Source organism: Streptomyces sp. TRM68367, assembly GCF_014495685.1.
Lineage (GTDB): Bacteria > Actinomycetota > Actinomycetes > Streptomycetales > Streptomycetaceae > Streptomyces.
On the sequence record NZ_JACTVI010000193.1, the window covers coordinates 1 to 5,829 of the forward strand.

6 protein-coding genes are annotated in these 5,829 nt (G+C 65.8%); 4 read left to right on the plus strand and 2 right to left on the minus strand.

Features of this window, described 5'->3' with window-relative positions; translation table 11 throughout:
* The coding region (locus H8R17_RS44060) for a DUF3631 domain-containing protein (protein ID WP_187828783.1) at window positions 1–1,168 on the minus strand (1,168 nt) is incomplete at its 3' end.
* 335 nt (window positions 1,169–1,503) lie between these two features.
* On the opposite strand from H8R17_RS44060, the gene H8R17_RS44065 reads away from it, so the two are divergent.
* The 3 genes from H8R17_RS44065 (at window position 1,504) to H8R17_RS44075 (ending at window position 3,708) form a co-directional block, all read left to right on the plus strand.
* Window positions 1,504–2,022 (plus strand): helix-turn-helix domain-containing protein, encoded by a 519-nt coding sequence (locus tag H8R17_RS44065; protein WP_223126156.1) that lies wholly within the window; start codon window positions 1,504–1,506, stop codon window positions 2,020–2,022.
* A 206-nt stretch (window positions 2,023–2,228) separates the two neighbouring features.
* The gene (locus H8R17_RS44070) at window positions 2,229–2,459 is read left to right on the plus strand and encodes a helix-turn-helix domain-containing protein (protein ID WP_316959738.1); all 231 of its coding nucleotides are present in this window, start codon (window positions 2,229–2,231) and stop codon (window positions 2,457–2,459) included.
* Between the two features lie 10 nt (window positions 2,460–2,469).
* On the plus strand, window positions 2,470–3,708 hold the full coding sequence (locus H8R17_RS44075) for a site-specific integrase (protein ID WP_187828784.1): 1,239 nt from the start codon (window positions 2,470–2,472) through the stop codon (window positions 3,706–3,708).
* Between the two features lie 298 nt (window positions 3,709–4,006).
* Here the strand turns inward: H8R17_RS44075 and H8R17_RS44080 are convergent, their stop codons facing one another.
* Entirely contained in the window at window positions 4,007–4,258 is a 252-nt protein-coding gene (locus H8R17_RS44080) for a hypothetical protein (protein ID WP_187828785.1), read from the minus strand.
* A 671-nt stretch (window positions 4,259–4,929) separates the two neighbouring features.
* On the opposite strand from H8R17_RS44080, the gene H8R17_RS44085 reads away from it, so the two are divergent.
* Window positions 4,930–5,325, plus strand: coding sequence for a hypothetical protein (locus tag H8R17_RS44085; protein WP_187828786.1), 396 nt, complete (start codon window positions 4,930–4,932; stop codon window positions 5,323–5,325).
* Window positions 5,326–5,829: the final 504 nt, after the last annotated feature.

The following is a 5,829-nucleotide window of genomic DNA, read 5'->3' on the forward strand; positions in this document are numbered from 1 at the left end:
CCTCGCCAGCGCGGCAGGACTCACCCACCCACCGGAGATCAAGACAGCGAGTTATTAATCGGCAAGCCCTAACTACACGGCATTGGGTATAGCCCTTGCGTTGGATCTCGCCGACGCGCACGTTGCCCGAGGAGATGCCGTACTCGCGCAGCATCGCGCCCAGGCCGCGCGGGGTGAGGCCGCCGCGCCCGTGTTCGGCCCAGGGGGCTTCGGGGTCGCCGTTCAGGGCGAACAGGATCTCGTCGGTGCTCAGGTGCTCCTGCTCGCCCTTGGCGTGGAAGATCCTGCGGATGTCGGCGAGGATGCGGGCGTTGCTCGGGTTGTCCTGCTCGGCCTCGGCCTCGGCGGTGACCATGAGCGTGCAGGCGCGGCGGGCGCGGTGGGGCCAGGAGCCGCCTGCGAGGTCGGCGACGATCACCAACGGTTCCCAGGTGTCGGCGGCGCGGTCCTCGACCGGCATGGCCGGTTCCAGGATCAGGGCCCGCTCGGCCAGGGGCGTCGCCCATTGTGTGAGCTGGGCACGCAGTTCGTGCAGGGCGGGGCTGTCGCGTTTGGTGCGGTAGGGGCTGACGCGCTCGCCTTCTGCGCGGCGGCGCATGCGGATCACGATGGAGCGGTCCATGATCGTGTCGGGGAGGTCTCCGATGCCCGCCAGGGCTGCCATCGCGAAGGTGTGGAAGCGGTGGGGGGTGTGGTCGTTGCCGACCACCCGCAGGACGTACCGGTCGCGCTGGTGTCCGGCGTTGAGCAGGCCGCGCATCTCCTCGTTCTTCTCGGCCTGCTTCGGGGTGCCGAAGATGGTGTCGGCCTCGTCGACCAGCAGGGTCGGGGGCTCCTCGGTGATGGAGCGGAACACGGCGGCGGCGGTGGAGTTGACCGTGATGACGGGGTTGTGGACCGTCTCGGTCAGGACGTCGAGCAGGCGGGACTTGCCGCACCGCTTCGCTGGTCCGACCACGGCCAGGCGTGGGGCGTGCTGCCAGGATGCCTGCAGGTGGGTGGCGGCCACCCACAGCACCGTGGCGTCCAGCGCCTCCTCGCTGGGCAGGATCACGAAGCGGGCCATCGCCGCCTTGAGCTGCTCCAGGAGGGCCGTGCCCTCGCTGGTGGGGGCGTTCGGGGCCGGATCCGCTGTGTGGATGGGGTCGGGGCGGGTATTCTGGGTCATGGAGATTCCTCACTCGACGGCTCCGGGGGGCAACCCGGGCCGTCGTTAGTCAGCTGGCCAGGGATGGGCGGTGTAGAGGTTTCCGATCAGCCCCCGGTGTTCTTAGCGCCGGGGGTTTTGTCGTTCTCTGGCGGCGCGACCGCAGTTCTCAACCTCCTTTGGGTTCGAATTTCCATGCTGTACTGACTGTTGTACTGCCCTCGGTGCACGGAAGTCGCGCGTATCGCATGACCTGTATCACCCTTGGGTTCATTCCCTTGACGGTTGAGAATCTCATGCTGGTATCGTTTAGGCATGGTCCGGTGCAGTGCCGGCTCACAGGAGAGGAGGTCAACATGGACCAGCCCAAGGCGCGTCACCTCATCCCCAGCGAAGGGGAGGCCCTGGTGGCTCACAACCTGAAGGTCATGAGGAAAGCCGCCCGCCTGTCCCAGGATGATGTCGCCGAGCGCATGAACCGCCTGGGCTTCAAGTTCCACCAGACCCAGGTCGCCAAGATCGAGAACGGCACCCGGCCCATCCGCTTCGACGAGGTCCTCGGCCTGGCCAAGGCACTGAATCTGCCCGCCGAGTACTTCATGACCGAAGCCGTAGCGAGCCCGGACGATCCCCACTACGAGCTCCAGGAGGCGGGCTTCCGCCTCCAGGACCTTGAGAAGGAGTGGAGAACCGCCCAGGACCTCGCCGACGCTGCGAAGACGCGCCTCGAAGAAGCCGAGCGCGAATACGACGAGATCGCCGAACGCCTTGGCGTCGACGTCACGCCCACCGGGGATGAGTTGATGTTCCACCCGGCCCCCAACTCGCCCGAGGACCCCCTCCGTAAGGACGCGGGTACTCCCGCCACCGAGTAGCCACACCACTCGCTCACGCGCGTCCCTCGGCGCTACGAACGCCCAGGACTGCCCTGCGGACCCTTTTCACACCGCCCATCCCGTACAGCAACCACGGCGGCGCGCTGCCCCGCGCCGCCGAGAGGTATCCCCATGTCTGAAACGTCCACGCCCATTGCCTGCTCGCGGACGCGCTCGGCGTCAGCGCCCAGGATCTCCTGCACCTCGTGCGGGCCAGCACCTCCACCGCGCCCGACCCCACGCTGGTCGCGCTCACCGTCGAGGAGGCTGCTCGTCGACTCGGCGTCGGCCGGACCACGATGTACGCGCTCCTTGCCTCCGGTGAGATCCCGTCCGTGACGATAGGCCGCCTGCGCCGTATCCCGGCCGAGGCACTGAGCGACTACGTCGCTGCTCGCGTCCAGGTGGCTCCTTCGACCGTCGCTCTCGCGGCCTGAGGGGGCAGTCATGGCGAAGTCCCGGCAGCCCAACGGCGCCTCTTCTATCTACCTCGGCAAGGACGGCAAATGGCACGGCTATGTCACCGTCGGCGTCAAAGATGACGGCAGGCCCGACCGTCGCCACGTCAAGCGCAAGACCCGCGCCGACGCCACCAAGGCCGTCCGCGAGCTGGAGAGGGAGCGCGATGCGGGCGCTGTTCGGAAGGCCGGCCAGACCTGGACGGTCGAGTCCTGGCTGGTCCACTGGGTCGAGAACATCGCGGCCCTGCACGTCTCCGAGAACACCATCGACGGCTACCGCGTCGCGGTCTACCACCACCTCATACCCGGCCTGGGCGCGCACCGCCTGACGAAGCTGGAGCCGGAGCACCTGGAGCGCTTCTACAAGAAGATGCAGGACAACGGCAGTGCGGCCGGTACCGCGCACCAGGTCCACCGCACCGTGCGCGCTGCCCTCAACGAGGCCAAGCGCCGTCGCCACCTCACCGAGAACCCGGCCACGATCGCCAAGGCTCCACGGCTGGAAGAGGAAGAGGTCGTGCCGTACACGGTCGAGGAGGTGCAGCTCCTTCTGGAGGTGGCCAACCGTCAGCGGAATTCGGTGCGCTGGGTCATCGCCTTGGCGCTCGGCCTGCGGCAGGGCGAGGTCCTTGGGCTCAAGTGGGCAGACGTCGACTTCGACCTCGGGGTGCTGATCGTCCACAGGGGTCGGCTGCGGCCCCGGCACCAGCATGGCTGCGGGGACCGCTGCGGGCGCAAGCCAGGGTACTGCCCGCAGAAGGTGAACATCCGGCGGGAAACCAAGGACACGAAGTCGCGTGCCGGACGGCGGCCCATCGGTGTCCCCGACGAGCTGATGAAGCTCCTCGCCCAGCACCGGGACGAGCAGGAGCACGAACGCCGCCTCGCCCGCCATCTGTGGGTCGAGAAGGACTACGTCTTCACCTCGCCGATCGGTGAACCGCTCAACCCCAACACGGATCACCACAAGTGGAAGGAGCTGCTGGAAGCGTCCGGGCTGAGGGACGGCCGACTGCACGACGCCCGTCACACCGCTGGCACTCTTCTGCTGATCCTCGGGGTCCCGGACACCGTCGTGGACGCGATCATGGGCTGGGAGCCCGGCCAGTCGGCCCGCATACGCCGCCGCTACCAGCACCTGACCGACCGCGTCCTCAGGGACACGGCCGACAAGGTCGGCGGACTGCTCTGGACCCGGCCGGACCAGCAGCCTCCCGCTGCTTGATCTCGGCAACTGCAACCCAAACTGCAACCCTGTAACGATGTCGGCCCGGACAGCATGGCTGTCCGGGCCGCATTTGCCCAGGTGGGCGGCTGCGGAGGATACGAGATTCGAACTCGTGAGGGGTTGCCCCCAACACGCTTTCCAACTGTGGTGGTGTGGTGGTGGGCGTCGTTCGAGGGCGTTCACCTTGGTTCATGGGTGGCCCGATCATGGCCTGCGTCTGGCTCTTGGTCTCGTCTGAACGGCCGTGAACGGAGCTGAATGAGACGGAAACTGAGACGGCCCGAGACGCAGGGCCTCACTCGATGATCTCGGCCCGCTCTCGAACCTGGTCGTCCAACTTGCCTTCCTCCAGGTCGCCCAGCGCGGCCGCGTATCCGGCCATGACCGCCTCGTGTACGACGTCGTGGAGGTCTACTGGGATCGTGTCGAAGATGCCGGAGCAGATGTTCGCGGCTGCGTCATACGCGGATCGGTGGTGCGTTTCACGGATGCCGGCGCCCAAGTTGCTGACGAGAGTGCGTAGCTCTTCCTTGTGGTCATCGCTCACGTCGACGTCATTACCCTCGTGCCAGGGGCGAGAACCGCGCTTCCGTGGGCCTCAGCCGAAGACAGACAGCCACGGTGGCGGGTCAGCCAACCGACAAGGCGCGCGTGTGCCTCGCCGCACCACCACCGGCCTTAACCGCGCTGCCGGTGCCGGTGACCGGAGCAAGCCGCGACGGCAGACCCGTGGGGAGAACTCCGAAGCGGCTCGACTTCCAAAGACTCTCAGCTTGGGAAGCTCGGGTCATGTACGGGCGGTTGCAGAGCTGACCTGCGGCGGAGTGGCGACGGGGCCTGACTGGCCGTCGGCCTGGTCCTCGTCATTCCCCGTGGCTCCCTGCATGATCTGGCACAGTTCTGGCACGACGTCTTCATGCTGTTGCCCTCTCCACGGACGACGTCCCTGTTCCCTATCGGTCACGAACAGGCGGAAGTGAAACGTTCGCCAGACAGTCACGAGCGCAGGCAGACAAGATGCCACCCATGGATGCAGGGATGGCGGCAGTTCTGGGTGCCGCAGTTGGAGCCCTCGGGACTGGTGGGGCAGCGTTCGCTACTGGCTGGTGGGGAGCAAAGCAGGCGCGACTACAGGTATCAACGCAAGACTCACAATCTCGACGCCAATTGCGCTTCAGTCATCTGAGCGAACGCCGAGAGCCGAGGAGCGCCGCATACGTGGAATACATCTCCCAGGCTCAAAATCTACAACGCAAATTTTCCGAGCTGGCGCCTCGTATCCTGCTCAGCCAAACTCCAGAAACGGCGGATATGGCCGCAGGCCTGGAGGAGGAGAGTAAGAAACTGCAAGAGCTAGCTGCCCGCGTATGTGTCGAGGGGCCTGCATCTATCGTTGACCCAGCCCAGAGACTGAAGGATGTGGCCGGAAAGTGCAGCATGTTCTGCCTGGTCATGCACATGGAGAACTCGGAACTAAAGCGATCTGGCACAGCACCCACAGTGGTTGCCCAAGTCGCAGTCGAACTCAGCGATACGATTTCCAGCTTTACTGAGTCTGCGAGAATCTCACTCGATGAAGATATATCCGGGCACGGAATCGACGAAACGCATTAGGGTTCCGGTACGAGCCTAAATAAGCGAGTCAAGACCTGTCTTCTTGCCCTGGGTCTTGCCGGGGATCTTGGTGAGCTGCGTTTTTGCTGGTCGGGGTGCTCATGGGCGGCCGAGTGGTCGTCATTGGTCGTCGTTGGCTGCTGCTGAGCGGCCTCGGACGGCCCAGGGACGGCCCAGCTTTGATCGGTCCAGACCCTGAGCTCCACCCACGACGGACACCTTCGAGGCGGTCTGTTTGAACCTCAGCCGACGGCAGTCAACCACGACGGTGGGTTCACCGACCGATCCGGCGGGCGTGTGCCTCGCTGCCCCCATGGGCCTCAGCCACGCGAGGGGCTTGTCATCGGTCAAAGCGAACCTCGACGACGGACCCGTCACAGGCCTTCGGATCCGTCCGCTGGGGAGCGCGAGCTATCTGCTAGGTTCTGTCTGGAGTTCGGATCAGGAGTTCGGTAGATCGCCTGCGCGCGAGGGCTCGGTCTTGATAGGCCGTCAGTCATGGCG

What these genes read in the sequence shown, in the direction of transcription:
- H8R17_RS44065 (WP_223126156.1), top strand. Translation starts at nt 1,504, where the DNA reads ATGGACCAGCCCAAGGCGCGTCACCTCATCCCCAGCGAAGGGGAGGCC.
- H8R17_RS44075 (WP_187828784.1), top strand. Translation starts at nt 2,470, where the DNA reads ATGGCGAAGTCCCGGCAGCCCAACGGCGCCTCTTCTATCTACCTCGGC.